Here is a 25,623-nt window from a genome sequence, read left to right on the forward strand (position 1 = left end):
AATGGATGACGGATCTGAGAATACTGGTAGTGGAAGATGAGCCCGTGATGCGGGAGCGGTTGGTTGAAATGCTCTACAAGGCGGGGGCGACGCAGGTGGCTGAATGCCCGGATGCGGCCTCGGCCCGGGCGGCTTTCGATGCCAGCGAGTACCATATTGTTCTGCTGGATCTGGGTTTGCCGGATGGAGATGGTCATGAGCTAATGACGCGCTTCAAGCAGATTCGGGAGGATCAGCATATCGTGCTGGTCACCGCCGATGACTCCATTGAAAGCATTCAGCGGGCAATCAGTGCCGGTGCCAATGGTTATGTGGTCAAGCCCTACTCCCAGGAAAAAATTCACGATGTGGTGAATAACTACGCCATCGTGCATGGCGGCGATATGGCGATGATGCAGGGGCTGAACCGGCGCCACTGACCGGTTCAGCACAGCATCGGAGTGTTCAGGCGACCTGGCGTGCAATCCAGGAGTTATAACGGGTGGCCAGGGCACGCACGTAACGCGCTTCGGATCCATCCAGATTGCTCAGAACCCCTTTGAAAATCCAGCCTCGTTCATACAGGCCCAGCACCCGCTGTTCGTCATCCAGGTTGACACGCTGATTCAGTTTCTTGCAAATCGCATCCAGCAGCGGCAGCTTTTCCGGGCGCTTGATCGGAGCCTGACGATTGCTGATCGGCTGATTGGCTGCACGGGTTGTCGGATGTCTTCTCATGATCTTCTCCTTGTCGTTTTGCGGCTGCAAAAACAAAAAACCCCGGGGCCTGAGGCAACCGGGGTTTGGCAGAGAAGCTGCCCCGGTCGCCGCAATGGCTCCCGGGACTGACCGAAAGCCGTTAGATGTCTTTCACCATGGCGCGCACAGACTGCCCGTGACGGCAACCGGTGGCGGAGTAAGCGGTGGTCTTGGTAATCATCCTGGTCATATCAGCTCTTTGGATTCGGTTCACTTACCAGTGTATAGGCAATTGGCCGGTTTGCAATAGCCCCGGTGATTCGGCAAACCCGTACAGACGTGGCGAAGGTCGATCGGGATAATTCCCAGTGTCACGTGTTTTTACGTTGTGCAATCCGCGGTACCTCCGTATCAGGTATCGAATGGATCTCTCCTTTCTACGCAGCCGAATTGGCTGCGTTTTTTTTGCCCGGAAATTGGCAGGCCAGGGTGGTTTCGGTTAGTTCGTAGCCACTAGTCCGTACAGCCTCTTGGGGTCTTTTTTGCGATAATTCGTACACTAACTTAATGCATTGAATTATCCGAAACCCAGAGGTTGAAACCGAAGAAAATGCCCGACGAACCCGGATCTGCCCGTAACAAATTCCGTTCCGATTTCATGGTTGAGCTTGCGTTGATTGTCGCTGTGGCCGTTTATCTGATGATGGCCCAGGGGCAGGCAGTTGGAGAAAATCTGTCGTTTACCGTGGTGGGCGCGGCCCTGATGGCCCTGGCCACTTACTGGACGCTTCACACCGTTCGTGACGGCCTGGAAGTTATCGCACTGCGGCTTCGCCCAGGCAAATAACCCGCTCCCAGGTTTTGTGCAGGATCAGCGCGTCGTTGGCGGCCCGGTGAACCGGTAGTCCCAGGTCGGCAATGACTTGTTGGCGGGTGCCCGACCACTGCCGCACTTGGGCCGGGTTCAGCAGCATGGACACCGATTCCAGCTGGAACTCCGGGGTTTCGCCGGCGGCCCGGAACAGCCGGTGCAGCCAGAAGCTGTCAAAGGTCCAGGCGTCGCAGAAGATCTGCTCCGGCAACAGCCTGTTCAGCGCCCGGGCCACTTCCCCTACCGGTGTGCCTTCCTGCTCCAGCCGTGCACGGGAAATGCCGTGTATGGTTTCCGCGCTCTCAGACCAGTCCTGCCAAAGCACGTGTGGTCGAATCAGCCAGCTGTGCAGGCTGCCATTGGGCATGCACACGCCAACTTCGATCGGATAACTTGCGATCAGATCGAGACTGGATGCTTCAAAGTCGATGAATGCCGGGCTGCTGTCTGAGTTCATTGAATCGTTGCTGGCTGTTTGTCGTTTTCCATCGAGTTTACCCCTGATCTTCCCATGACGCGAACCCAAGCGGCTCTGGCGCTGTTACAATATAGCCATGGTTTGTAAAAGCCCAATGACAAATCCCCTTCTTTTCCTGGTGAATACCCCATGACTGACACCGTTGTCGTTATCTATTCCGGGGGCATGGACTCCTTTACCCTGCTCCATCTTGCCCGGGCCCGTGGCTATAAAGTGCATGCACTGTCGTTTAATTACGGTCAGCGCCATGTACGGGAGTTGGAGGCGGCAGCTGCGGTGTGTCAGGCGGAGGCGATTCCCCACAAGGTGATTGATATCCGCGCCATGAGTGAGGTGATGGCGGGGTCCTCACTGACCTCAGACATTGCCGTGCCGGAGGGGCACTATCAGGAAGACAGCATGAAGTCGACGGTGGTACCCAACCGCAACATGATCCTGCTGTCGCTGGCCACCGGCTATGCCGTCACGGCCGGTGCACAAGCCGTCTGGTTTGGCGCCCATGGCGGTGACCATGCCATCTATCCGGATTGCCGGCCGGAATTTATCGAAAAAATGGATGCGGTGTGCCGGGTGGCGAATTACCAGCCAGTGGCGGTAGAGGCACCTTTTATGGCGCTCGACAAGGGCGAGATCCTGGGCGAGGGTTTGAAGCTGGGCCTGGACTACAGCCAGACCTGGACCTGCTACAACGGCCGGGAGCGGGCTTGTGGCCGTTGCGGCTCCTGCGTTGAGCGCCTCGAGGCGTTTGCGGCTCATGGCCTGAAAGACCCCCTGGCTTATGAGAGTCACGCCTGATGTACCGGGTAAAGGAAGCGTTTTACACCCTGCAGGGGGAAGGCGCCCAGGCTGGCCGGGCAGCGGTATTCTGCCGGTTCAGCAAATGCAATCTGTGGACCGGACGGGAGAAGGATCGGGCGGCGGCTGTCTGTAACTTCTGCGATACCGATTTTGTCGGTACCGACGGCCAGAATGGCGGGCGTTTCGAGACTGCCGTGGAGCTGGCCGAACATATTCGTAAGCTTTGGCCCGGCGCCCCGGGCCAGCCCTACGTGGTCTGCACCGGTGGGGAACCTCTGTTGCAGCTGGACCAGCCGTTGATTGATGCCTTCCACGCTGCGGGTTTCGAGGTAGGGGTGGAAACCAACGGCACCCTGCCGGCGCCGGAGGGAATTGACTGGCTGTGTGTCAGCCCAAAAGCCGACGCCGAGGTGGTTATTACCCAATGTGACGAGCTGAAACTGGTGTATCCCCAGCCTCTGGCACAGCCGGAACGGTTTCTGGGAATTCGGGCCAGGCACTATTTCCTGTCACCAATGGCCTCGCCGTCTGTACCGGATCAGGGGGATGACCCGGTCAAACGCAGCAACACCCAAAAGGCCACCGAGTATTGCCTCGCGCATCCGCAATGGCGCCTGACCCTGCAAATGCACAAGATCCTGGGCATTGACTGACCGAATGCCCGGGTGAGCCCCGCAGGCACTCTCCGGTCATGCTTCAGGCCGTTCGGCGCAGGGCCGTTTCCCGGGTGCGGAAATGGCTGGGGCTCAGACCGGTCCAACGCTTGAAGGCCCGGGTAAAGTTGGCCGCATCGGCATAGCCAAGGGCATCGGCAATCTGGCTCAGGTTCATGCCCGTGTTTTCCAGAAGTTCCTTGGCCCGCTCAAGGCGAACCTGATCCACCAGTTGCTGGAAGCTGGCCTCTTCTTCCTGGAGGCGGCGTTTCAGGGTGCGCTCGGACACAAACAGAGTAGCGGCTACCCGCGCCAGTTTTGGAGGGAACGGATGACTGGTCTCGATGACCCGTCGAACCCGGCAGGCAAAGCCGGCATCCTCCTTTAACTGCTTCAGGGCTTCCTCGCACTGCGCCCGTGAACTGGCGGCAAGCTGGTCGTCGCTGAATCGCACTGGCAGGCAAAGCTGGCTGACGGGCACGATAAGCGCGTTCTCGGTCGCGCCATACTCCACCGGCACCCCGATACGATTGCGAAAGCGGTGGAAGTGGTTGGGCTCTGGCCCGCGCCGAAGCACCCGTGTGCCGGGTACCAGGGTGCCGGTCAACTGAGCGCCCATGGTTACACAGCCAAACAGAACCGCATCCAGCACAAAACCCTGCAGTGGCCCCAGCTCGATGTCGCAGGTCACGTTATACCAGGCGTTCTGCCCGGATACCCGTTTCTGAACTTTCAGGTGGGGCGCTCGCAGCGTCAGGTAGCGGGTCATCAGCTCCAGCGCCTCTTCCAGGGTTCGGCTGCTCATGACCGCCGTTCCCAGGGCGCCGTGCAGGGGGAGCTTGAGCTCCCGGGCGAGCATGATGCCAAGGCCCGGCTCGCCACTCTCAATAATGGCGCGGGTGACAAACTCGCTGGCCTGGGCCTGGCTGACTCTTACTTCCGTTGAGTTCAGGCGGGTGGGGTCAAGACCGACCCGAAGAATGAGATCCCTTTCGTCCACTCCAATGGTATGCAGCAATTCGGCCAGGGTATGCAGGTAGATGGCCGGCATGCCCAGATCCTGTGCAGTAGAAACTGAGACGCGCATGGGTTTCCTCGTCAGCGACTGTTCTTGTTATGTAAGGGTGTTCAGTATTGCTGATTATGACCGTTTGCCCGGGCCAGCCCCATGACTTGATTGACGGGTCAATGGGCCAGAGAGGCCAATTCGGCACCTCTCCGTTCAGTCATTTCAATGGCTATGGCGCCGGATGAAGGTTTCCAGAACCTTGGCGGAACGGCCAGGATTTTCCAGCATGGGCAGGTGGCCGACGCCCCGGAATACATGCACATCGGCGTCTGGTGTGGCGGTTCTGAACCAGTTTACGCAACGGGTCGGGGTGATAACGTCTTTCTCGCCCCACTGCACCTGCAGCGGTGGTGTGCCCGGGCCGAGATACCGGGCCGGGGCAAGGGCGTCAGCGAGCATGTCGTTGAAAATGTGTCTCAGTGCTTGTCGGCGGTTCAGAAGGTCCGGGCCCAGTAATCCGGCCATGGCCAGCCCGGGTAACGTTGGTTTGCCGGTGCCCACACTGTTGAACATCCGGTAGACCCCGGCCCAGTCCTGGGGAATCAGGATGGCATCGCGATCAGACTCAAAGGGAGCGTCAATATCCACATCCGCATGTTCCGGGATACCGGCACTGTTAAGCAGTGTCAGTGACCGAGGAGGTTGCTCCAGCTTATGGGCCAGAATTGACGCAATGGCGCCTCCCATGGAGCTGCCGGCAATGTGCAGGTTGTCTGTCGCGTAGCCGGATAGCCAGTCACTCAGCCGTCGGGCCTGGCTTTCATAGCGGTAGCAGGCGTCAGCATGGTACTGGCTCTCACCCAGTCCGGGTACGTCCGGAACCAGCAGGTGCCAGTCTGCAGGGAGTCTCTGCATCCAGAAGGCCCAGTTTTCCTTCATGGCGGCAAAGCCATGTATCAACACCAGGGTTGGTCGCCCGGGTGCCGGTTTGCCACGTTCCAGAAACACCATGCGATGGCCGTCGACAATGGCTTCCTGCCGTTGTGCGCGCAGCAGCCAGCGTTGGCCGGTGCGGGCGACCGGCCATAGGTTCGGGGTCGGGACTTTCATGGATACGACAACCTCTTGATGGTAAATCCGAATTCCAGTTTACCGCCCCTGTGGTTGGGTGCTATTGCCTGCCCGCCCCGATCTGGCGTCGGTGCGGCAACCGGGTTCAAGGCGATGGCAGCCGGATATCCGTGATCACCGGGTTGTGATCCGAAGAGCGCCAAGGGCCGCTGACCGGTATCCGAGGTGGCTGGTCGTAGCCCAGGGCCCGAGGTTCATCGGCGTTGATGTTCCAGGTCTGGGCGTGGATGACATGGGGCAGCAGGCTGGCCGAAGCCAGGGCATAGTCGAGGCTGCCTTTTTCTCCCCGGTATCGGTAACTGTGGTGTGGGCAGTGGTCCTGTTGGCAGGGATGGAAGTGGTGCACCAGGCTGGTAAAGCCCTGGCGATAAAGCACCTGCACCGGGTCTTCCTGAGCGTAGCTGTTGAGGTCGCCGGTGATCAGGGTGCCGGCGAGTGTGTCCGGTGCCGGAAGTGAGCCAAGCCAGTCGAGCATGGTTTCGGTAGCCTGGCTGCGCCGATAATTGAAACAGCCCTGGCCGTCTTTCTGATCGGAATCTTTGCCGCTGGCGTTCCGACAGGACTTCGATTTCAGGTGCGTCACTACGATGCGAACAACCTGGTCGCCATGCCGGGCCTGGAACATCTGGGCCAGGGGAGGCCTGCCCATGGGCTCTGACGGCTGCCGACTGGCTTCGCCAACAGGGGTTGCCCGGTCTGTCCGGTATAACAGGGCGCTGCGAATGGCGTCGGAGCCGTCATCGCCGGGTGTCGCCACAAAACGCCACTCGGCGCCAAGTCGCGCGGCCAGTTCGGCAACGGCACTGTCTGGGCCATAGCCGTCGTTTTCAAGTTCGGTGACGGCTAGTATGTCTGGGTCCGGCAGGGTGAGAGCCGCCACCAGCCGCTGGTTCTGTTCCCGGAAGGCTGCCACGCTCTCCGCCCCCCGGGCAGTGGGAAAGCCTGCACCCTGGCCGTTACCGTTGAAGTAGTTCTCCAGGTTCAGGGTGACGATCCGCAGGTCGACGTCATCGGGCTTTCCGGGTGGTTGCGGGCGCTCGTTGCTGGCTTTGAAGGCCGGTTGCCTGTCTGGCTGGACACGCCACTGGCCAAAGCGGAAATCGAGAACACCCTGCAGTTGCGAGACGGTATCGCCGGCGCGTACCGTGTTCCGCCCATCAAGCCCGCCCGGTGGCCAAGGCACGGGATCGGGATTGCGCACGGCCAGGCCATCGTCCAGAAACACACGGTGTTGATGGTTGTTGCGGGCCTGCGTGACGGCTGCTGGCCCCGGTGCCAGGTATTCCGTCGGGATGACTTGATCCTCGGCGGCCAGAGTAAGCTCGCCGTAAAGGGCAAGGTTGTAGTGGTCAATAACCGTCAGCGGGGCGGCAAAGCGAACCCGCATGTTCTCAAGACTTTCCGGTGGTTGTGACCAGGGCAGTGACACCTCGATGGGCCTGGGCATCTTGCCCTCGCCGCAGACTGTCAGCTTGCCGACATCCACCAGTTCCGTCAGACCATGATATTCCTTGACGGTCCCTGTCAGTCGCAGGCGCTGGCCGGGCTTGCCCGCTGCCTGGCGTGTGTAGATGAACAGGGCTTCGGAGGTGGCCGGGTTCTGGTCCGTTTCAGCATCAGCCTGTTGCAGGTAGAAACCACCAAAACCACCTTTGTGGCGACTGTCCTGGGTGAGGATGCCTTCGACGGTGACGGTTTGCCCGACCAGGGGCGAAGCAGGGCCGCTGCCCTGAATGGCGTGGATGGCAGTGGCCGGCGCGCCGCACGCCTCGGCCACTGCCTGCGTCGGGACGCAGAGCGTGGTAGCCAGGCCGAGGGCGGCGTTGAGCAGAAGTCTGGAAAGTGTCGTCACCGGGCCAGTCTAGCAGAGACCGGCCACCGCTTTGAGTGCCCGTTCGCGCTTGCTTCCAAAGCCAAGCTGGTCCGGGTTGGCCAGTTCCAGCTGTTGCACCAGTGGGTCCGGGTGGCTGTTATCAAAGGTAATTCCGAGCCGGGACAGGACATAGGGCGCCAACGCTGCGCGGGTTTCGATGCTGAGGCAGCCCTGTTCCATACCGTAGTCGTTGGCAATGATCTGTTGCTGGGCTTCGGTCAGGCGCTGATCAGGTGCGATCTCCAGGGTGACCAGGCGTTGCCAGTCTTCATCTTGCTGCGCGGCGTGTCTGGATTTCTGCCGTAGTGCTTCCGGCTGGCCCTGAAAACGGCTCAGGGCGAAATCCCGGAATTCCCGGTTGGCATTGCACCAGGCCCGCACATGCCAGCTGTTACCCGTGCATACCAGTGAATGCGGCTCCAGCAGGCTGTCGGCGGCTTCCGGTCGGCTCAGGGACACGTAACTGGCCTTGAGTTGGCGGTGATAACGGGTAGCGTTAACCACAGCCCGCATGGTTTCCGGGGCGATGCGCCGGGACGGTTCCGGGATGACCGCATTGCCCGGCAGTCCAAGCTCCAGGTCAGAAAACGTGTCGCTCAGGCTCTGTTGCCGCGCAAGCAGGTCTTGATATTCGCTAACCTGGCCCCGTGTTACCACCGGTTTGAAACCGGCTGCCGGCACATAACCTTTCAGGTGCCGGTCGTAAACCAGGTTGCCGGGAGCCAGTTCCCGCAAGTAGGTGTTGATATCCTTTGATGCCTGCTGGCGACCAATGCCGAAACTGTGGCAGATGTGGTTAGTGGTCAGGCGTCCTTCCCACAAGGCGATGATTTCAATCAGTCGATAGCGAAGCAGTAAATCCCAGCGAATGGGCCAGTCCGTTTTCTTCATAACCAGGCGCTCACGGTCCGAGTAAGTAGCTTGATGTTTATGTTACCCGCTACGGCTATCAGGTTCTGTTACGGCCCATTAATGTAAAACATTGTCAAATACCGCGCCACTACTGGGTTCGAGGTCTCGGCAACTGCTTAGTGGAGTCGTCTGGCGATGGCTGGTTAAATACACACCAGCAGACAACCCATAACGTTGCTATCTTTTCTTTACTGTCACCCTGATGTAACCCAATACCCGGAGCCACTCATGACCCGAATGGTCACCTCCCTTTCGGCGCTGATCCTCAGCATTGTGTTGCTGGTCAGCGGCAATGCGTTTCTGATGACGCTGCTGGGTATTCGCCTGAGTATCGAAGAAGTCTCACCCAATGTCATTGGCTGGGTGCTGGTGTGCTATTCCATCGGTTTTGTCCTTGGCACCCTGTATGTCCACAAGATTATTGGCAGGGTAGGCCATATCCGCGCCTTTGCGGCATTTGCTGCTATGGCTGCCGTGGTGTCGCTGATGTATCCGATGGCGGTGTCGATGATTTTCTGGGCGGTCCTTCGGGTACTGTCTGGCTTCACCATCGCCGGTGTGTTGGTGGTGATTGAAAGCTGGTTCTCCAGCCGTGCCACTAACGCCAACCGGGGTGCGCTGTTTGCCGTTTACCAGATTGTTTTCTACTTGTCGGCCGCCGGCGGCCAGTTGATTGTCAACGTGGGTGACCCGGGCAGTTTCCTGCCGTTTTCGCTGGCGGCCATCCTGCTGACTCTCGCCCTGATTCCTCTGGCTCTCACTCGAATGGAAGCGCCGGCGATTGAGCAGGTGCACCGGATGTCGATCTTCAAACTCGGGCGGGAATCATTTTCCGGTGTCGCTGGCGCGCTGATCAGCGGCGTCATGATTGGCGGCTTCTATGCACTGGGGCCGGTATACGCCACGTTAGTGGGGCTGGACGTGGCCAGAACTTCGACCTTCATGGCCAGCGCCATCATTGCTGCCATGTTGTTGGCCTGGCCATTGGGCCGGGTGTGCGATCGATTTGACCGACGCCGGGTGATGTTCTGGGTGGCACTGATTGCTTCCGCTTCAGCCGTTGGGGTTGGCGTTTTCGGGGCGGCAAGCCTGGCGTTGCTCACTCTGTTGGTAGGACTTTTTACCGGTCTGTCGGCCACTCTGTACCCAATCGCGGTGGCCATCACCAACGACCGCATGGACAGCAACCGGATTGTCGCCGCCAGTGCCACGCTTTTGCTGAGCTACGGTATTGGCAGTGTGATCGGGCCGATCACCATGGCGGAGTTAATCAACATCATGGGGCCCTCCGGCCTGTTCTATGGCAACGCCGGCTTCCTGGTGTTGCTGGCAGTGATCACTAGCTACCGGATCAGCCACACCGACGACGTGCCGGTGGAGGAGCAGGAGCACTTTGTCCCGGCCATGCCGGAGGCGTCTCCGGTGCTTTCCGAGCTGGACCCGCGTAACACCGAGTTCCACGAATCTCCGGAAGTGGAGGAAATGCAGGAAGAGTTGCGTCAGGCTGGCTGACGCGCCTTTCGGTTTTCCCCAATTATATTTTCACCCTGATATCTGTTTTTATTTCAATGGTTAGCTTACTATTGGTGAATTTCCAATAAGGTAAGTGTTTTCTCGGTTTTCGGGGTGGCGTTTGCTTGTCCCATGCCGGATCACCATCAGGAGTGTTTAACCATGAGAGATCAATTCCCGTTTGCCGTTGCCCGGGTTACCCGCCGCTGGCGCAAGATGCTGGATGAGCGGTTGAAAGACTTGGGAGTCACGCAGGCTCGCTGGAGCACCATGGTGTATCTGCAGCAGGGTGGTGAAGGCCTTACCCAGCGCGAACTGGCCAGTCTGATGGCCATTGAAAATCCCACCCTGGTCAGGTTGCTTGATAGCCTGGAGCAGCAGGAGTTGATTGAGCGACGCCCCTGCCCGAACGATCGGCGCGCCCGCCGGTTGCATCTGACCAAGGCCGGTGCCGAGTTCATGGATGAGCTGTCCGAGCGTGCCGCTGTGTTGCGTGAAGAGATGCTGGAGGGCGTGACTGACAAGGAAATCGAATGCGCGCTCAAGGTGTTCCACAAAATTATGGATAATGCCGAGAAGCAGAAGTAACGCTTGATCGATAATTCTGTCGAGGGCCTGACCGCCCGTTACGGTGAACGCTGGCGCTGGCTGGCCGTTGCTACGGTTGTCCTTGGCACCATGGCCACGGTGCTCAGCGCCACGGTGGTGAATGTTGCGCTCCATGACATCATGATGGAGTTCGGCATTCGCCAGGGCCAGGTGCACTGGCTGGCCACCGGATTCATCGCCGCCATGACCACCACCATGCTGGCGTCCGCCTGGCTGCTGGACCGTTTTGGTGTGCGCCTGACCCTGGGTGTTGCCATGGCGGTGTTCACCGTCATATCCCTTGTCGGCGGCTTTGCCGAGTCTCCTGAACAGCTGATTGCCGCCAGAATAGGCCAGGGCGCCATGGCCGGGTTGATGCAACCCATGGGCATGTACCTGGTGTTCCGGATATTTCCGGCAGACAGGCGTGGTCAAGCCATGGGCATTTATGGCATGGGGGTGATTCTGGCACCGGCATTGGGCCCTGTGCTGGGTGGCTTTCTGGTGGACCAGTTCAACTGGCGCTATGTGATGTTTGCGCCGGCACCGGTCACCCTTCTGGGTGTCTGGATGGCCTGGCGGTTCCTGCCGCTGCCCCGCTCCCGCCCTGCGCCTTATCCCTTTGATCTGCCCGGTTTGTTACTGCTTGGGGCAACCATCGCCCTGACCCTCGATACCCTGACCCGAATGCAGGCCTGGCCAGGCCAGGAACTGCGAATCGTGATGCAATGGGCGTTGGCCCTTGGCCTTCTGTTCGCCTTTGTCTTTCGGGAACGCACGGCGAAGCATCCCCTGGTTAACCTGCTACTGTTGCGCCAACCGGTGTTTCTGTTCGCCACGCTGGGCGCCATGGCGCTTGGGCTGGCGCTGTTTGGCTCAACCTACCTGATTCCTCTGTTTGTGCAGACCACGCTGGGCTTCTCCGCGACGGAGGCGGGTCTGCTGATGCTGCCCGCCGGGGTGGTGCTGGGCATTGTTTTTCCACTGTCGGGCCGGCTGGCAGACAAGCGCAGCGCCCGCAGCCTGGTGCTGTTTGGAATCGCGGTGTTCGCCCTGTCTGCGGTCCTGTTTGCTCTGACCGGCCAGTACGCTGGGTTTGGCTGGCTGGTACTCTGGGCAGTGCTGGGCCGGATTGGGATTGGCTTTATGCTGCCGGCCCTGTCCACCGGTGCGCTGAATCCACTGCCCAAGGAACAGCTGGGCGCCGGGTCCAGCACCATCAATTTCGCCCGCCAACTCGGGGGTGCCCTGGGGGTAAATGTGGTGGCACTGACCATCGAGTTCGGTGAACACCAGGGCAGTGTGCCTACTGTGGCTGCGTTCGAGGCAGCCTGGTGGCTGGTAGCGGTGTTTGTGGCGTTGGCTGCCGTGCCGGTCTGGAAAATGCGGGTGTAAGGTGGCCAGTTGCCATTTCCGGCGGGATTCATTAGCATGTGGCCAACTTCGGGGGAGTAGCCTTCGCTTCTGGGTAACAGGAGCGGACGGTAGTCAACATACTTGGAGCTCATTCTCCATGGCTACCGTGTTCCGTGATTGATCGCGGAATTGGCAAGACCTGAGGCAGATCACCTCCACTGGGCGGAAGGTGAGCTGTCTCATGTCTGACGATTTCCGCCCTGAGGTCTCTTCGAATGGATGCGTTTCTCGCTTCAACCCTTGCTGTGGCCATTGCTGAAATTGGCGACAAAACCCAGCTCCTGTCTCTTTTCCTGGTTGCCCGATACGCAAAGCGTACCCCTATCATTCTTGGTATTCTGGTTGCGACCGTGCTCAATCACGCGCTCTCAGCGTGGCTGGGGGCCTGGGTGGCCAGCTGGATTCCGTCCCAGTCGCTGCCCTGGATTCTCGCAGTGAGCTTTGTCGCCATCGCCCTGTGGTTGCTGATACCGGATAAAGACGACAGTGCCGAATCTCGGTTTCTCGGCATGGGCGCCTTCTGGGCTACTACGGTAATGTTCTTCCTGGCGGAGATAGGTGATAAAACCCAAGTGGCTACGGTGGTCCTGGCGGCAAGGTATACGGAAACGTTATGGGTTATCATCGGCACGACGGTAGGCATGCTCCTGGCCAATATTCCGGTGATCCTGGCAGGGCGCTGGCTGATGGAGCGACTGCCGCTGGCGACGGCCAGGATCAGTGCCAGCGTATTGTTTGTGGTGCTGGCGGTGGTAACGGTCTGGACCACCCTGGTGAACTCCTGACACGGAACCGTGTCTTTCAGAGCAGAGGCCCGGAATGAATGTTTATGGGAACTGGTTGATATGTGGTTGAAAAAATGTGTCGCCGTTCTGGTGTGCCTGATGTTCCTGGCGTCAGCTGTCAATGCTGCGCAGAACCAAAAGCCGTCAGACACTGCAACGGTGGAAAACGATCGTTCGCCCCGGGTACCAACTTTCGCTCTTAACGGCGATCTGGCGGGGGAGCTGCAGGTTTTCACGACCCGCTATGAGGATACCTTTGCTGCTATTGGCCATGATGAGGCTCTGGGTTACCTGGAGTTGGTGAAGGCCAATCCGGGTGTTGACCCCTGGTTACCGGGAGACGGCACGACCATTACCCTGCCGCGTATGTATGTTCTGCCCGATGCACGCCGGGAAGGCATCGTGATTAACCTGGCCGAGTATCGGCTCTATTATTTCACCAACGATGGCGTTCAGGTGTATCCGGTGGGCATTGGGCGTGAAGAGAATCCGTCACCGCTAACCGACGCCGAGGTAACCATGCCACTGGAATCGCCTGCGTGGTATCCGCCGGCCAGTATCCGGGCATCCTATGAGGCCCGTGGAGAGTATCTGCCGCGTATGATCCCGCCCGGCCCGGATAATCCGCTTGGCACTCATGCCCTGATGTTAAGCGAGAAAGGCTATCTGATCCACGGAACCAATAAGCGTTTCGGTATCGGCTTGCCGGTCAGTGCCGGCTGTTTCCGTATGTACAACGAAGACATTTCCCGGTTTGTCTATCAGGTTCAGAAGGGCACGTCGGTCCAGATTATTCGCGAACCTGTCAAGCTTGGCTTGTCTGGCGGCGAGGTTTGGCTTGAAGTGCACCGGCCCCATGAAGATTACTCGCCCGAGGATCGCGAACAGCTATGGCGTGAAACACTGGAAAAACTGGAAGCCTTCCGCCAGCAACACCCGGACGTGGAAGTCCAGCGCCGGTCCATCGAGCTGGTGGTGGATCAGGCCGATGGCATTCCCACCATGGTCGGTGAGCGGCTGACCCGGGTGGCTTCTGATAAGGGGCAGACGGAAAGCAACCCGGAAGAGCCTGCAGAGCCGGAGCAAAAGCTGTACTTTTGACCCTGGCGCCAGGCTTTGCTGAAGTACCCGCTCCGCGACAACCAATAATAACCAAACGGCAGGAGTACTCATGAGTCGTACTATACTGATTACCGGAGCCAGTTCCGGACTGGGTGAAGGCATGGCCCGGGAGTTTGCTGCCCGGGGTGATCACCTAGCCCTGTGTGCCCGTCGTACCGAGCGGCTGGACCAGCTCCGGGCCGAGCTGGAGGGCACCTATCCGGGAGTGAAGATTAGTGTGCGGGCCCTGGATGTGAATGATCACGCACAAGTGGCCGAGGTTTTTCAGGCTTTCCGGGAGGAGTTTGGTCAGCTCGACAGGATCATCGTCAATGCCGGCATTGGCAAGGGGCAGCCGCTGGGCACCGGGCGCTTTGATGCCAACCGGCAGACCGCAGAAACCAATTTTGTTTCCGCCCTGGCTCAGATAGAAGCTGCCATGGAGATTTTCCGGGCACAGAACCATGGTCACCTGGTTGCCGTATCATCGGTAACGGCTGTTCGGGGGATGCCGGGCAACGTCACCACCTATGCGGCGACCAAGGCCGGATTGGCGGCACTTTGCGAGGGTTTGCGTGTCGAACTGAAAAAGCGCCGGTCTCCCATTCGCGTGACCACGCTCTATCCGGGGTATATCCGGACTGAGATCAACGAAAGGGTCAAGAACACACCTTTCATTGTGGACGCGAAGACCGGATGCCGGGCCATGGTCCGTGCCATTGAGTCCGGCAAGGCCGAACGTTTTGTGCCAGGTTGGCCCTGGACGCCCATTGGTTTCATACTGAGGCGACTGCCAGAGTCCGTACTGGCCCGAATATTCTGATCACTCTGCCTGGGAGATCGCCATGACGCCAAACCCGATGCAACGTCAGAACCTCCGCTTGCCCCTCTGGTCCCTGATTTTTTTCCTGGGAGGGCTGCTGGGACTGATCGGGGCTTCCTGGCAGGCAATTGCCCAGCAGGACACGCCGAGAACTGCACTGGTATTGACGGTCGAGGGTGCTATCGGCCCGGCCACAATGGATTATGTCACCCGTGGCATCAGACGGGCCGAGCAGGAGAATGCTGGCCTGGTCATTCTGGAAATGGATACGCCGGGTGGCCTGATGGATTCCATGCGGGAAATCATCAAAACCATCCTCGCCTCCGAGGTGCCGGTGGCAACCTACGTGTCACCCCAGGGCGCCCGCGCCGCCAGTGCCGGTACCTTCATCCTCTACGGCAGTCATATTGCGGCTATGGCGCCCGCCACCAACCTCGGTTCGGCAACGCCGGTTCAGATGGGCGGCCTGCCAGGCTCGCCAGAGCAAGAACCGGAGCAGCCCGCCGGGGACGACGAAGCTTCAGAGACCAGTGCCGACGACTCGGCCGCCGAACCACAGAAACGCCGGGGCGACACGGCGATGGAGCGTAAGGTTCTGGAGGATGCCGTCAGTTATATCCGTGGCTTGGCCGAGCGCCATGGTCGGAATGCCGACTGGGCGGAAGAGGCCGTCCGCGAAGCCGTCAACCTCGGCGCAACCGAGGCGCTGGAACTGAATGTTATCGATGTCGTGGCGCCTAACCTCCGCGAATTGCTGGAGGCCATTGATGGTCGCACCGTGCAGATGGCCACCGGCGAGCGGGAGCTGGTCACGGCGGACCTGGAACTGGTCCGTTCAGAACCGGATTGGCGAACCCGGTTACTGTCGGTGATCACCGATCCGAACGTCGCCTATTTCCTGATGATCATCGGTTTCTACGGCATTATCTTTGAACTGTCGAATCCCGGTGCCGTGTTCCCCGGGGTGATCGGTGCTATCTGTCTGATACTCGCGTTGTTTGCATTTCAGGTGTTGTCGGTGAATTACGCCGGCCTTGCCTTGATTCTGTTGGGGCTGGCGTTCATCGTGGGGGAAGCCTTCATGCCTAGTTTCGGCATTCTTGGTGTCGGTGGCATAGTCGCCTTTGTCACGGGATCGGTGATTCTGATGGATGGCAGCCACTCGGATATCTCATTGCCCACCGTTGGCGGCACGGCTGTTGTGGCGGGCGGGTTTATTCTCTGGACGGTTACCCGCTTCATCGGTTTGCGACGCCGTACGCCGGTCAGTGGCAGCGAACACATGGCTGAGGAAAAAGGCGTGGCACTGGACGACTTTGAATCTTCTTATGACGGCTACAAGGGCCATGTCCGAGTCAGTGGGGAGCGTTGGAATGCCCGTTGTCCGCATCAGATCACCAAGGGCACGCAGGTGCAGGTAAACGGTATGGAGGGGCTGACCCTTCTGGTTGAAGCCAGGCCTGATTCTGATCAAGGTCATTGAACGAGCAATTCGTACTAACCAACGGCAAATCAAGGAGGCCGTATGAACCTGGGTGACATTATTCCCTATATTGCACCGACTGTGGTGCTGCTTCTGATTCTCGGTTCCGCCATCAAGATCCTGCCGGAATACGAGCGCGGTGTGGTGTTTTTCCTGGGCCGCTTTCAGGGTGTCAAAGGCCCCGGCCTGATCATCGTCATCCCCGGAATTCAGCAAATTGTCCGGGTGGATCTGCGGGTGATCACCCTGGATGTCCCAAGCCAGGATGTTATTTCCAAAGACAACGTGACGGTCAGAGTAAATGCAGTGCTGTACTTCCGCGTGGTTGACCCCGAGAAGGCGATTATCCGGGTCGAAGACTATGGCGCTGCTACCAGCCAGTTGGCGCAAACAACCTTGCGCTCTGTGCTCGGCAAACACGATCTCGATGAAATGCTGTCTGAGCGAGACAAGCTGAATTCGGATATTCAGGAAATCATTGATTCCCAGACCGAGGATTGGGGTATCAAGGTGGCCAATGTGGAAATCAAACACGTTGACCTGAATGAGTCGATGATTCGTGCGATTGCCCGGCAGGCTGAGGCTGAGCGGGAACGTCGTGCGAAGGTCATCCACGCAGAGGGCGAATTGCAGGCTTCCAAAAAGCTGGTCGAGGCCGCAGAGGTGATGTCTGTGAATTCCGGTGCCATGCAGTTGCGTTATCTGCAGACCCTGTCAGACATGAGCAACAACAACTCCTCCACGATTGTGTTCCCGCTACCGATGGACATGATGAAAACCTTTATGCAAAACCAGCAACAGAAGGCTTCCGGCAACCCGGAGGGGTAAGACAAAACATTTTGAGCGAGCACAAAAAAGGCCGGTTGAACCGGCCTTTTTTGCTAAACGGCAGCCTTACTTCTGGCTGGCACGCTCGAGCATGCGCTTGGCGCGCTCGTTCGCTTCGTCAGCGGACTTCTGAGCAGCACGGGCAGCAGCCAGGGCTTCTTCAGCAGTCTGCTGAGCAGTGCGAGCGGAGCTTGCAGCGCTGTTAGCAGTGTTCAGAGCGTTGTTAGCAGTTTGCTCGGCGGAGCTTGCAGTCGCATTGGCCTCGTCGATAGCGCCCTGCTCAGTGGTGGCACAGCCTGCAGTCAGAGCAGCGGCCATTGCAAACCCGGCGATCGTCAGTTTACGCATGGTAAATCCCCTTATTGGTCGTTTTATTTCCTGTGATCCAGAAGTCATTAAGACGACTTCCTGTCAGCTAAGCCCGATAGGCGTTGACTACCGGAGTCGTCAAACAGTGTAAAACACTCAGAGACAAAATGTTAACTAAGGATACGTAAATTTTCTTAGGCTATGACAACAACTTAATACTCCCGTCATGAACGGGGTGGGTTCTGCGGTCAGGGAAGAATCCGAATGGGGGTGCCGTTATCGACCAGTGCCCAGATCTCATCCATCTCTTCATTGGTGACCGCAATACAGCCTTCGGTCCAGTCCAGGCCGGTATACGCGAAGGCAAGGTCGCCCGCTTCGTTGGGCAGTCCGTGGATCATGATGCTGCCGCCGGGATTAAGCCCCCAGGCTTCGGCCAGCTCCCGGTCACGGGCGTTCGGGTAGGATATATGGATGGACTTGTAGAAATCGCTGTTCGCGTTGCGCCAATCGAGAATGTAATCCCCTTCTGGCGTTCGCTTGTCACCCTCATACAGCTTGTGTCCTACCGGATTGCCTCCCAGTGAAATCCGATAGCTGCGCACCTTGTGCTCACCGCTCAACAGATAAAGCCTGCGCTCACTTTTGCGCACCAGAACCTTGGTGATGTTCAGGTGCTCTTCCAGCGTTGGTTCGCTGCCAGGCATGGCCATGCGTGTATCAGCCCGGGCCAGCAACTCCGAGCTACTGGCCAGGGCAGGCAATACGACAAGCATTAGTGATAGAAAAACTCTGAAGATCATGATGCTGGCACAGGTCGCTGGATGGTTAAACTTTGTTCACGTGTGTTTATAACATAGCCAGCAAGGGGATTGATAAGGGGTTTTGTTACGGTTTTTGGTTTTCCTGCACAAACCGGACGGGCGTCACGCATCCATTTTCAGGCCAACCTTGGTTACCCGGTCGGCTTCGGTGGCCCGGGCCACGAGCGTTACTGGCCCCAATATGACGGTGTCGCCAACAACTGGATGCCCCTTGGTGCGTTTGGCGAAACACTCGGCCAGCGACAACTCGGGAGGCAACTCGTCGAACTCGATACCATAGACCTGTTCCACATCGCCGAGCAGGGCATCTCCGTTCAGCACGAAGTCGCCGAAGAAGGCTCGCTCTGCCAGGTGTTTCGGAGCTTGCCGCCCGCTCAATGCCTTGCCGAGATCGGGTAGAACCGACGGCGTGGCGAACATGGCCAACATATCGCCGGCGGTCACTTCGAGGTCCTTTGTGGGCTGAAGGCACTTACGGTCGCGAAACACCCCGGCCACGGCGGTGTTTTCCGGCAGGCGCAGCTGGCCAAGGGCTCTGGGCTTGTCCCAACCCTTGCCCCGGAGTGGAAACAGCATCAGCTCGTGGTCGCCAGCGGCGGGCGCATCCAGTGGTAGCCGCCGGTAGGGATCTTCGCCGGCGGGAACTTCAAGCCGCAACTTGCGGGCGAGAGGTGCCATGGTGGTGCCCTGCACAATCAGCGACACCAGAACGATAAAGAACGCCGCGTGGAAAACCAGTTGCGCATCTGGCAGGTCGGCAATGATCGGGAACAGCGCCAAAACAATGGGCACCGCGCCTCGCAGGCCCACCCAGCTGATAAAGCCCAGCTCCCGCCGGTTGAAGCCGAATGGCCAGAGCGTGATCAGCACGGTTAATGGCCGAATAACAAAGATAAGCGCCAGAGCCAGCACCAAACCGGCGCCTGCCAGGGGGATCAGGTCTGATGGGCTCACCAGCAGGCCGAGCATCAGGAACAGACAGAGCTGTGCCAGCCAGGCCATGCCGTCGTGCACCTGAAGAATCATCGGCATCATCCGGACATGACGGTTTCCAATGACCACACCGCACAGGTAAATGGCGAGGAATCCGCTGCCTCCGACAGCGTTGGTGGCAGAAAACACCGAAATGCCGGCCGCACCCACCAGCAGGGGGTACAGCGCGGGGGTCAGGCGCATCCGATTGGCCAGTTCCACCACCAGAAAGCCACCCAGAACGCCGGCTGCGGCGCCGATGCCGAACTGTTGTACCAGCATGATCAGGCCCGAGAGAATGGACCCCTGCTCATGTTGGCCAATCAAGGTCACCAGCATCAGGGTGAGGAAAATGGCCATCGGGTCGTTACTGCCAGACTCGATCTCAAGGGTGGCACTGACCCGCTCGTTCAGGTGCAGGCCCCGGCCCTGCAGCAGAGAGAAGACCGCGGCCGCATCGGTTGAGGAAATAATGGCCCCGATCAACAACGCCATCATCCAATGCAAATCGAATACCCACCATGCCACGATGGCCGCGCCACCCGCGGTCAGGGCAACGCCAAGGGTGGCAAGTACCAGGGCTGGCCGCAGACCTACCCTGAAGGTCTCTACCCGGGTGCGCATTCCGCCATCCAGCAGGATAACGGCCAGTGAAAGATTGGCGATAAGAAAAGCCAGCTCAAAGTTATTGAACTGGATGCCGCCCGGTCCATCCTCGCCCATCATCATGCCAACAGCCAGAAAAACCAGCAGCACCGGCATGCCGACCCTGCTTGAAAGCGGGCTGAGAACGATGCTGAACACAAGCATCAAGGCGCCAATCAGAGTAAACGTGGGATCCATCAGACTCCTGACCAAAGGGACTTGCCCGGACGCTGGTCCGGGCCTATATTGCTGTGGCAATCATTATGCAGGCGGGCGTAGCTCAATGGTAGAGCAGAGGCTTCCCAAGCCTACGACGTGGGTTCGATTCCCATCGCCCGCTCCAAGACACTATCTCTGCATAGTCTGCAATTTTCCACCCCCCAACCTTTTTAGGATTTCCGAGGTTGGCCCCTGTGTCCTGGCTGTGAATCTGTTAACAAAGCCGGCCTGTAATGCAACTGCCACACTAGGCGATTAGTGTTCGAGGCATCTGAGTTTGGCCGGCCAAACGGCACGCTCAGTTCATAGGATTAGTACGGCCACTGGAGAGGCTGCCTGTAATCTATCCCCTTTCTCCAGGTTCTAGCTTGATGACAACGAAGTCCGATACCCCCCTTAATAGCGTTCAGCTAACCATGCTGGCACTTGGGGTGATTATCGTTTTGTTCCTCTGGGTGTTATTTCTTTGGCAAGGATCATCGACAAAGGCAGAAACACTCAATGCGAGGCTGTCCGAGAACCGCAATCTGGCGTTAATTGTGTCGGAGAGCCTAAAGCAGATGACTGATCGTGCCAAGGCCATGGGTAGCTTGGTGACTGACGATGTCATCGCGCATCAAGGGGCAGAAACTCGGCTTCTGACCCTTCTGGCAGAAGATCCGGTGTTCAACCGGCTCAGTGTTTACAACTTATCTGGAGATCTGATCTATACCAGTCATTTGGGTTCAGCACGGTCAAAGCTTGGTAGTTGGTTGGCTGGAACTGAGACGCACTTTGCCGGAACTGGATCTGCGCCTGTGCTTCCCGACCGAGTTGCGGATCCTGCATACGCGCCGGGAGAACCTGCCTGGCGATTGCCATTCCTGGTTCCGCTCAGGCTGACAGACGTGTCCCAATCCTCAAGATTGATATTGATTGAGCTGGACATCGCCTACCTGGCAGGGCTTATACAGAATGTTGAGCTGGGCGCGGGCTTCATTCAGATTTTGGATTCCAGGGGTGGTGAGTGGATGCGCGCCAATGAAAGCGGCATTGTGGTCGGAGGTCCACAGGTTCCAAAAGTTCAAATTGCAGGTGAAGGTCGTGTTGTCACCGGAGAAGCCACGCTGGAGCTGGCGGGCGAGCGTTACCAGTACGTTTTTGTTACCCGTCCAGCTAACGGTTTCACCGTCAGTGTGGCCCAGCCCTATTATGAAATCTTTGCACCGATTACGCCTGGCCGGAACAATCAACTGGTAGCTAATAGCGTGATGACGTTACTGGTTCTGGGCATTGTGTTCTGGCTCATTCGTAGCCTGACCCAGCAGCAACGGGTTATGGAAGCATTGCGGTTGTCGGAGCGGAACAACCAGCGACTGATTGGGCGTCTTGAGACCGAGCATGCCCGCAGTAGCCGTGCCGCTTCCATTGATCATCTCAGTGGTCTGTTCAACCGTCGCCAGTTTCTGGATGTGGCGGATTCGCTGGTGCTGGAACAACGCCGACAGCGTAAGTTATCAACGATGCTGTTCATTGACCTGGACCGTTTCAAATCCATTAATGACTCGCTCGGTCACCATATCGGCGATCTGTTGTTGCAAGCGGTCGCGGGTCGTATTCAGCGAATGCTTGGAACAGGTGACATCGCCGCTCGTTTCGGCGGTGATGAGTTTGTGGTGTTGCTGGCTGGTGATCGCAGTGAGGCAGACATTGAGCAGTGGGCCTCAGCATTGACTGCGCACTTGTCCGCTCCCTACATGCTGGAAGGCACGGAACTGGTTACCAGTCCCAGCATCGGTATCGCCATCAGTCCTCGGGATGGCCAGAGTATTGATGAACTGACGAAATGCGCTGATGCTGCCATGTACTCGGCCAAGAAAGCCGGGCGTGGCCAATATCGCTTTTTCGACCAGTCATTGAATGTAGCTGATGTGGAAGAATTTCACTTGGAACAAGCCTTCGCCGAGGCTCTCAGAAAACGGGAGTTCGTGCTGCACTACCAGCCCCTGGTGTGTCTGGAGAGTATGGAAGTCATCGGCTATGAGGCCCTGGTGCGCTGGCAGCATCCAGGTATTGGTTTGCTTTATCCGGATCGGTTTATTCCTGTCGCCGAGAAAACGGGCTTTGTGGTGGCACTGGGTATGGAAGTACTTCGATTGGCGTGTGTCCAGATATCTGACTGGAAACAGAAATACGGTAGCTCAAAGCCAGTTGCAGTCAATGTTTCCCCGATACAGCTTGCCCAGCCGGAATTCTGTAAAGAGGTCCTGGCGATGGTGGCTGAACACGACTTGACGACAGACCTGGTGGAGCTGGAAATTACGGAAACCGCCATGCTGGAGGGCCGGGCCGTCGAAAGTCTGCACTGCCTCAAGCGGGCAGGTATCCGGCTCAGTCTTGATGATTTCGGCACCGGTTATGCAGGGTTTGCCCACCTCGAGGCGGTACCGGTAGACAAGCTGAAGATTGACCGAAGCCTGATCAATCGAATATCAAACAGCCACGATGACAGTCCCATTGTGTCCTCAACCATTATTCTGGCCAAGCGAATGGCGCTCAAGGTGGTGGCCGAGGGGGTAGAAACCCGTGAACAGCTGGTGCACCTGAAAGTCGCCGGCTGCGATATCGCTCAGGGCTATCACCTTGGGCGTCCAATGCCCGCAGAGCAAATACCAGAGTTTCTCAGAACCTTTGCAGAGGAGGCCGCCAGCGCATGAGGTTGTTGATGTTGACTCTAGGGCTTGTCTTCGTGGCTTTTGCACCATTCTCCCGTGCAGAAGCTGTTCAGGAGGTCAAATCCTGCAGCATGAGCCGATTGACCTTCACCATGGTTCCTAAAAAAGACATTGACCAGCAGCGCACTGAATATCGGCCGTTAATCATGCTGTTAGAACAGGGGCTTGGAATGCCAGTTGAGCTGGTCAGAGCAACTTCCTACGAGAGCGTGATGGATGGCTTACTCTCGGGCGGTGTCGATCTGGCCGTCATGGGGCCGGCGTCCTATGTTATCGCCCACGCTCAAGATTCGGGCCTGGATGCCTTTGCGTCATTAACCACAGAGGCCGGGTTCTTTACGCCAAAGGGAAGTTTCTATTACTCGTTGTTGGTGGTTCCAAAAGCGGCAGGAATAGATAGCATTGAGCGCCTGAGACATGCCCAGGTGTTGCTGACCGACCCCTCCAGTACATCGGGGGCCCTGGTTCCAAAGAAAGAGTTTGCCACTACTATCGGCGAGCCGTTCTCCGATTTCTTTGGCGCAAACATTTACGCGGGCAGCCATGATAAGGCATTGATGGCGTTGCTGGATAACAAGGCGGATGCAGCCTTTGTTTCCAGCTCAAGAGCAGATGAAGCCTACAGGCGCGGCGTGATTGATAAGAATACTCTCACGGTTCTCTGGCGCTCTGCACCGCTTCACTATGACCCGTTTGTATTCCGCAGTGGGATTTGCGAGGAAGTTCGCAGCCGGGTAATTGATTTACTGACAACACCTTCACCAATGCTTACCGAGTATTTGAATACCCAGCGCGCGATGGGAATAAACCGCGTGACCCACGATGACTACAGGGCGATTGAGGCCGTTCTGAATAACTAGGTTGGTTCCTGCTAAAGTCCTGACTCCCTCAAATTTTCTATCAACCGGATGAAGCTTGCGTGAACAAACTATGAACGATCAGTCTGGTCTGAATCCGAGCGGTTCTGTGCCAATCTCAGAGCCCTGAGTAAAGCCCGTTTTTTGGTTTGATGCTGTTCCATGCGTTTGAGAATACTGTCGAGCACTCCAACCGCTTCGATAACGTGAGGCCCCTTGTTCAGCATCACGCACTCTGCACGGTGTGCCATGACTGCATCTGAAATCTCTGCGCGTGACGGCATGCCTTTCTGAGCCAGGTTTTCAAGCACCTGAGTGGCCCAGATAACGGGTACATGGGCGGCTTCACACACTGAAAGTATTTCTTCCTGAACTTCGGCCAGTCGTTCGTAACCGCACTCGACGGCAAGGTCGCCCCTGGCAATCATGACGCCTACTTTGGGCCGGCGCATAGCTGTCAGCAGCATGGCGGGTAAACTTTCAAAGCCTTTTCTGGTTTCGATCTTGAGGACAATGCCCAGGTTATCCCCGCATACCGTGGACAGTGCTTCGCCAAGCAAAGTGACATCATGCGGTGAATTTGCAAATGACATCTGGACGGCATCGGCATGCTTGGCGATAAAAGCCAGGTGATTGATGTCGGTCGACGTCAGGGCGCTTACGTTAAGATGGCTATCCGGAAGGTTCATGCCTTTACCTGCCCGGAGCTTGCTGCCCTCGGGACGAGCGTGTTGGATTTTCACCCAAAATCGGTTTGTCTCCACTTTTTCAATGACACCACCGATTTTGCCATCGTCAAACCAGATGCTTTCTCCCGGATGAACCTGGGAAACGATCTCTGGCATCGTGCAGCTTATCGTGGCGGGAGTAACAAGATCTCCCTGGGAGTTTAAATGCTTGGAATGCCCGACAACCGAGTCTGCCGTAACCACAAGGGAATCGCCCTGGTGGAGGATTATCACTCCCGGTTGCCTGGGGACATCGGTAATCTTCGCTATGATTTTCGGGCTTGGTTTTTCCTTTAACTGCAGGGTTGTTCCGGACACGACGTAACATGCTTTGATGCTTTCTACCCAGCAACCGAAGTTGTTCAGTTCAACGACGGTCCATTTTCGGGACTTGTGTCGTGCATCGAGTAGCCGGATCCCATCAAACCTTTTGAGCTTCTGGAGAAAACTCTCTGGAACACCAAAAAACGGTTGGTCATCGCGAAGTTCAGGCGCCGAACTGCTCTCAGGTACCAGTAATATGCGGGCAGGGAAAACGGTGATTCCGTATTCATTACGTTTGGGTCGCACATGCACAACTGGCGTTCCGGGTTCGATCTCACCCGTGCGGATCTTAGGCCCACCCAGATCCATGAAAACCTGACAGCTAAGCCCAAGCTTGTCTCTTGCAGTTTGCAGGTGATTGATCATTCCCAGCCAGGTTTCTGGATCATCGTGGGCGCAGTTTATGCGCATGCAATTCATCCCGGCTTTCAACAAGTCGTGAATGATAGAGGGATCTTTTGCAGCTTCCGTTGGCATGGTGACCATGATCCGTACATTTCGGTCCTCGGGCGCGGCCCCAAGTAACTCTTTCGAGTGTTGCAGAAGTAACAGGGGGCCGTCCTGAATAGTAATCGCTGAGGTTTTGTCCCGATCTGTTTCTGGTGACTGTCCGAGAAGCAAGGAAAGTGAGCGAATAATGGTGTCTAGTGTCGGCAGTAGGCAGGATTCCGAGCGACCCAGCGAGGAAAACCCAAGCGCGACGAGGCGCTGCTGGAGCATTCGAATATCCTGTCGGCGCAAAGCAAGGTAATGCAGAAGGTTTTCGGCGCTTATACGGTAGCCAAAGTCGAGTTCGCTGAGGTGGGATGGTGGCCTGTCAGCTTGAGAGAAAAGGCTATCTCGAAGGTTAACAAGGTCTTCCAGTAGCTCACCCATGTACTCAATTTCTGGGGCGGTGAGGGCGTTCGAGATTCTTTTTTCCATATCTGGCCTCCCCGCTGCATGTGCCTTCGAGCGTGGAATATTTTGATGCGAGGCTGGCTAAATTCTGTACAGTTATAGAGTCGTCCGGAAATGTGTCAACGGTGTGACGTTTATGTTGCGGGCTAAATTATTCTTGCCCCAGCGGAAGTGTCACGAAATCGTAATACC

24 protein-coding genes, 1 tRNA gene and 1 riboswitch are annotated in these 25,623 nt (G+C 57.6%); of the genes, 15 read left to right on the forward strand and 10 right to left on the reverse strand.

Annotated features, from left to right (window positions below; all coding sequences use genetic code 11):
- Positions 1 to 5 precede the first annotated feature (5 nt).
- Positions 6 to 419 carry a response regulator gene (locus QUE75_RS00530; protein WP_061331348.1) on the forward strand — a complete coding sequence of 138 codons (414 nt, stop codon included), beginning with the start codon at positions 6 to 8 and terminating at the stop codon, positions 417 to 419.
- A 25-nt stretch (positions 420 to 444) separates the two neighbouring features.
- Here the strand turns inward: QUE75_RS00530 and QUE75_RS00535 are convergent, their stop codons facing one another.
- Complete coding sequence (locus QUE75_RS00535; RefSeq protein WP_058092894.1) at positions 445 to 717, reverse strand: hypothetical protein; 273 nt, start codon at positions 715 to 717, stop codon at positions 445 to 447.
- A 571-nt stretch (positions 718 to 1,288) separates the two neighbouring features.
- Between QUE75_RS00535 and QUE75_RS00540 the strand changes: the two genes are divergently transcribed.
- Complete coding sequence (locus tag QUE75_RS00540; RefSeq protein ID WP_058092893.1) at positions 1,289 to 1,525, forward strand: hypothetical protein; 237 nt, start codon at positions 1,289 to 1,291, stop codon at positions 1,523 to 1,525.
- On the opposite strand, the gene QUE75_RS00545 is transcribed toward QUE75_RS00540, so the two are convergent.
- Positions 1,494 to 2,006, reverse strand: a complete 513-nt coding sequence (locus QUE75_RS00545; RefSeq protein WP_286252928.1) for a 3'-5' exonuclease — start codon at positions 2,004 to 2,006, stop codon at positions 1,494 to 1,496. The genes QUE75_RS00540 and QUE75_RS00545 overlap by 32 nt on opposite strands.
- 150 nt (positions 2,007 to 2,156) lie before the next feature.
- Between QUE75_RS00545 and queC the strand changes: the two genes are divergently transcribed.
- Together queC and queE are read left to right on the forward strand one after the other, a co-directional pair.
- Positions 2,157 to 2,822, forward strand: a complete 666-nt coding sequence (gene queC / locus QUE75_RS00550; protein ID WP_106694180.1) for a 7-cyano-7-deazaguanine synthase QueC — start codon at positions 2,157 to 2,159, stop codon at positions 2,820 to 2,822.
- Complete coding sequence (gene queE, locus QUE75_RS00555; protein ID WP_106694181.1) at positions 2,822 to 3,478, forward strand: 7-carboxy-7-deazaguanine synthase; 657 nt, start codon at positions 2,822 to 2,824, stop codon at positions 3,476 to 3,478. The genes queC and queE overlap by 1 nt, the downstream gene beginning before the upstream one ends.
- A gap of 43 nt (positions 3,479 to 3,521) precedes the next feature.
- Here queE and QUE75_RS00560 read toward each other — a convergent pair whose 3' ends face one another.
- The 4 genes from QUE75_RS00560 to QUE75_RS00575 all read right to left on the reverse strand — a co-directional run bounded on the left by QUE75_RS00560 (position 3,522) and on the right by QUE75_RS00575 (position 8,382).
- Complete coding sequence (locus QUE75_RS00560) at positions 3,522 to 4,565, reverse strand: AraC family transcriptional regulator (RefSeq protein ID WP_061331343.1); 1,044 nt, start codon at positions 4,563 to 4,565, stop codon at positions 3,522 to 3,524.
- Between the two features lie 144 nt (positions 4,566 to 4,709).
- Positions 4,710 to 5,597, reverse strand: coding sequence for an alpha/beta fold hydrolase (locus tag QUE75_RS00565; protein ID WP_106694182.1), 888 nt, complete (start codon positions 5,595 to 5,597; stop codon positions 4,710 to 4,712).
- 106 nt (positions 5,598 to 5,703) lie between these two features.
- On the reverse strand, positions 5,704 to 7,470 hold the full coding sequence (locus tag QUE75_RS00570) for an ExeM/NucH family extracellular endonuclease (protein ID WP_286252933.1): 1,767 nt from the start codon (positions 7,468 to 7,470) through the stop codon (positions 5,704 to 5,706).
- A gap of 9 nt (positions 7,471 to 7,479) precedes the next feature.
- Positions 7,480 to 8,382 carry a WYL domain-containing protein gene (locus QUE75_RS00575; RefSeq protein WP_106694183.1) on the reverse strand — a complete coding sequence of 301 codons (903 nt, stop codon included), beginning with the start codon at positions 8,380 to 8,382 and terminating at the stop codon, positions 7,480 to 7,482.
- A 249-nt stretch (positions 8,383 to 8,631) separates the two neighbouring features.
- Here QUE75_RS00575 and QUE75_RS00580 point away from each other — a divergent pair, with 249 nt between their 5' ends.
- From QUE75_RS00580 to QUE75_RS00615, 8 genes are all read left to right on the forward strand, one after another.
- The gene (locus QUE75_RS00580; RefSeq protein WP_061331339.1) at positions 8,632 to 9,915 is read left to right on the forward strand and encodes an MFS transporter; all 1,284 of its coding nucleotides are present in this window, start codon (positions 8,632 to 8,634) and stop codon (positions 9,913 to 9,915) included.
- A gap of 162 nt (positions 9,916 to 10,077) precedes the next feature.
- A complete protein-coding gene (locus QUE75_RS00585) occupies positions 10,078 to 10,503 on the forward strand; it encodes a MarR family transcriptional regulator (protein WP_058092884.1) in 426 nt (141 codons plus the stop codon).
- Positions 10,504 to 10,506: 3 nt separating this feature from the next.
- Complete coding sequence (locus QUE75_RS00590; RefSeq protein WP_061331338.1) at positions 10,507 to 11,898, forward strand: DHA2 family efflux MFS transporter permease subunit; 1,392 nt, start codon at positions 10,507 to 10,509, stop codon at positions 11,896 to 11,898.
- Between the two features lie 46 nt (positions 11,899 to 11,944).
- A riboswitch (yybP-ykoY riboswitch) is annotated at positions 11,945 to 12,050 on the forward strand.
- Positions 12,051 to 12,134: 84 nt separating this feature from the next.
- The gene (locus QUE75_RS00595) at positions 12,135 to 12,704 is read left to right on the forward strand and encodes a TMEM165/GDT1 family protein (protein ID WP_286252938.1); all 570 of its coding nucleotides are present in this window, start codon (positions 12,135 to 12,137) and stop codon (positions 12,702 to 12,704) included.
- 60 nt (positions 12,705 to 12,764) lie between these two features.
- A complete protein-coding gene (locus QUE75_RS00600) occupies positions 12,765 to 13,805 on the forward strand; it encodes a L,D-transpeptidase family protein (protein WP_396631678.1) in 1,041 nt (346 codons plus the stop codon).
- 70 nt (positions 13,806 to 13,875) lie between these two features.
- The gene (locus QUE75_RS00605) at positions 13,876 to 14,628 is read left to right on the forward strand and encodes an SDR family oxidoreductase (protein WP_286252940.1); all 753 of its coding nucleotides are present in this window, start codon (positions 13,876 to 13,878) and stop codon (positions 14,626 to 14,628) included.
- A 22-nt stretch (positions 14,629 to 14,650) separates the two neighbouring features.
- Positions 14,651 to 16,111 (forward strand): NfeD family protein, encoded by a 1,461-nt coding sequence (locus QUE75_RS00610; RefSeq protein WP_061331334.1) that lies wholly within the window; start codon positions 14,651 to 14,653, stop codon positions 16,109 to 16,111.
- Between the two features lie 42 nt (positions 16,112 to 16,153).
- Positions 16,154 to 16,939 carry a slipin family protein gene (locus tag QUE75_RS00615; RefSeq protein WP_106694188.1) on the forward strand — a complete coding sequence of 262 codons (786 nt, stop codon included), beginning with the start codon at positions 16,154 to 16,156 and terminating at the stop codon, positions 16,937 to 16,939.
- 66 nt (positions 16,940 to 17,005) lie between these two features.
- Here the strand turns inward: QUE75_RS00615 and QUE75_RS00620 are convergent, their stop codons facing one another.
- The 3 genes from QUE75_RS00620 to QUE75_RS00630 form a co-directional block, all read right to left on the reverse strand.
- Positions 17,006 to 17,287: an Lpp/OprI family alanine-zipper lipoprotein gene (locus QUE75_RS00620; RefSeq protein ID WP_061331332.1), complete on the reverse strand. Its 282-nt coding sequence runs from the start codon at positions 17,285 to 17,287 to the stop codon at positions 17,006 to 17,008.
- A 209-nt stretch (positions 17,288 to 17,496) separates the two neighbouring features.
- On the reverse strand, positions 17,497 to 18,051 hold the full coding sequence (locus tag QUE75_RS00625; protein WP_286252946.1) for a L,D-transpeptidase family protein: 555 nt from the start codon (positions 18,049 to 18,051) through the stop codon (positions 17,497 to 17,499).
- Positions 18,052 to 18,174: 123 nt separating this feature from the next.
- A complete protein-coding gene (locus QUE75_RS00630; RefSeq protein ID WP_061331330.1) occupies positions 18,175 to 19,887 on the reverse strand; it encodes a potassium/proton antiporter in 1,713 nt (570 codons plus the stop codon).
- Between the two features lie 71 nt (positions 19,888 to 19,958).
- On the opposite strand from QUE75_RS00630, the gene QUE75_RS00635 reads away from it, so the two are divergent.
- The 3 genes from QUE75_RS00635 (at position 19,959) to QUE75_RS00645 (ending at position 23,482) form a co-directional block, all read left to right on the forward strand.
- Positions 19,959 to 20,032 (forward strand) — tRNA-Gly (locus tag QUE75_RS00635).
- A gap of 247 nt (positions 20,033 to 20,279) precedes the next feature.
- Positions 20,280 to 22,604: a putative bifunctional diguanylate cyclase/phosphodiesterase gene (locus QUE75_RS00640; protein ID WP_396631679.1), complete on the forward strand. Its 2,325-nt coding sequence runs from the start codon at positions 20,280 to 20,282 to the stop codon at positions 22,602 to 22,604.
- Positions 22,601 to 23,482, forward strand: a complete 882-nt coding sequence (locus QUE75_RS00645; RefSeq protein WP_286252950.1) for a phosphate/phosphite/phosphonate ABC transporter substrate-binding protein — start codon at positions 22,601 to 22,603, stop codon at positions 23,480 to 23,482. Before QUE75_RS00640 ends, QUE75_RS00645 begins: the two co-directional genes overlap by 4 nt.
- Positions 23,483 to 23,550: 68 nt before the next feature.
- On the opposite strand, the gene QUE75_RS00650 is transcribed toward QUE75_RS00645, so the two are convergent.
- Entirely contained in the window at positions 23,551 to 25,455 is a 1,905-nt protein-coding gene (locus QUE75_RS00650; protein WP_286252952.1) for a pyruvate kinase, read from the reverse strand.
- Positions 25,456 to 25,623: the final 168 nt, after the last annotated feature.

Source organism: Marinobacter shengliensis (assembly GCF_030297115.1).
Taxonomy (GTDB): domain Bacteria; phylum Pseudomonadota; class Gammaproteobacteria; order Pseudomonadales; family Oleiphilaceae; genus Marinobacter; species Marinobacter shengliensis.

Bases quoted from the DNA above. Each gene is read 5' to 3' on its own strand.
- QUE75_RS00645 (WP_286252950.1), top strand. From the start codon at position 22,601: ATGAGGTTGTTGATGTTGACTCTAGGGCTTGTCTTCGTGGCTTTTGCA.
- QUE75_RS00610 (WP_061331334.1), top strand. From the start codon at position 14,651: ATGACGCCAAACCCGATGCAACGTCAGAACCTCCGCTTGCCCCTCTGG.
- QUE75_RS00640 (WP_396631679.1), top strand. From the start codon at position 20,280: ATGACAACGAAGTCCGATACCCCCCTTAATAGCGTTCAGCTAACCATG.
- queE (WP_106694181.1), top strand. From the start codon at position 2,822: ATGTACCGGGTAAAGGAAGCGTTTTACACCCTGCAGGGGGAAGGCGCC.
- QUE75_RS00630 (WP_061331330.1), bottom strand. From the start codon at position 19,887: ATGGATCCCACGTTTACTCTGATTGGCGCCTTGATGCTTGTGTTCAGC.
- QUE75_RS00650 (WP_286252952.1), bottom strand. From the start codon at position 25,455: ATGGAAAAAAGAATCTCGAACGCCCTCACCGCCCCAGAAATTGAGTAC.
- QUE75_RS00580 (WP_061331339.1), top strand. From the start codon at position 8,632: ATGACCCGAATGGTCACCTCCCTTTCGGCGCTGATCCTCAGCATTGTG.
- QUE75_RS00530 (WP_061331348.1), top strand. From the start codon at position 6: ATGACGGATCTGAGAATACTGGTAGTGGAAGATGAGCCCGTGATGCGG.
- QUE75_RS00585 (WP_058092884.1), top strand. From the start codon at position 10,078: ATGAGAGATCAATTCCCGTTTGCCGTTGCCCGGGTTACCCGCCGCTGG.
- QUE75_RS00565 (WP_106694182.1), bottom strand. From the start codon at position 5,597: ATGAAAGTCCCGACCCCGAACCTATGGCCGGTCGCCCGCACCGGCCAA.
- QUE75_RS00625 (WP_286252946.1), bottom strand. From the start codon at position 18,051: ATGATCTTCAGAGTTTTTCTATCACTAATGCTTGTCGTATTGCCTGCC.
- QUE75_RS00540 (WP_058092893.1), top strand. From the start codon at position 1,289: ATGCCCGACGAACCCGGATCTGCCCGTAACAAATTCCGTTCCGATTTC.
- QUE75_RS00575 (WP_106694183.1), bottom strand. From the start codon at position 8,382: ATGAAGAAAACGGACTGGCCCATTCGCTGGGATTTACTGCTTCGCTAT.
- QUE75_RS00545 (WP_286252928.1), bottom strand. From the start codon at position 2,006: ATGAACTCAGACAGCAGCCCGGCATTCATCGACTTTGAAGCATCCAGT.
- QUE75_RS00595 (WP_286252938.1), top strand. From the start codon at position 12,135: ATGGATGCGTTTCTCGCTTCAACCCTTGCTGTGGCCATTGCTGAAATT.
- QUE75_RS00600 (WP_396631678.1), top strand. From the start codon at position 12,765: ATGTGGTTGAAAAAATGTGTCGCCGTTCTGGTGTGCCTGATGTTCCTG.
- QUE75_RS00620 (WP_061331332.1), bottom strand. From the start codon at position 17,287: ATGCGTAAACTGACGATCGCCGGGTTTGCAATGGCCGCTGCTCTGACT.
- QUE75_RS00560 (WP_061331343.1), bottom strand. From the start codon at position 4,565: ATGCGCGTCTCAGTTTCTACTGCACAGGATCTGGGCATGCCGGCCATC.
- QUE75_RS00535 (WP_058092894.1), bottom strand. From the start codon at position 717: ATGAGAAGACATCCGACAACCCGTGCAGCCAATCAGCCGATCAGCAAT.
- QUE75_RS00605 (WP_286252940.1), top strand. From the start codon at position 13,876: ATGAGTCGTACTATACTGATTACCGGAGCCAGTTCCGGACTGGGTGAA.
- queC (WP_106694180.1), top strand. From the start codon at position 2,157: ATGACTGACACCGTTGTCGTTATCTATTCCGGGGGCATGGACTCCTTT.
- QUE75_RS00615 (WP_106694188.1), top strand. From the start codon at position 16,154: ATGAACCTGGGTGACATTATTCCCTATATTGCACCGACTGTGGTGCTG.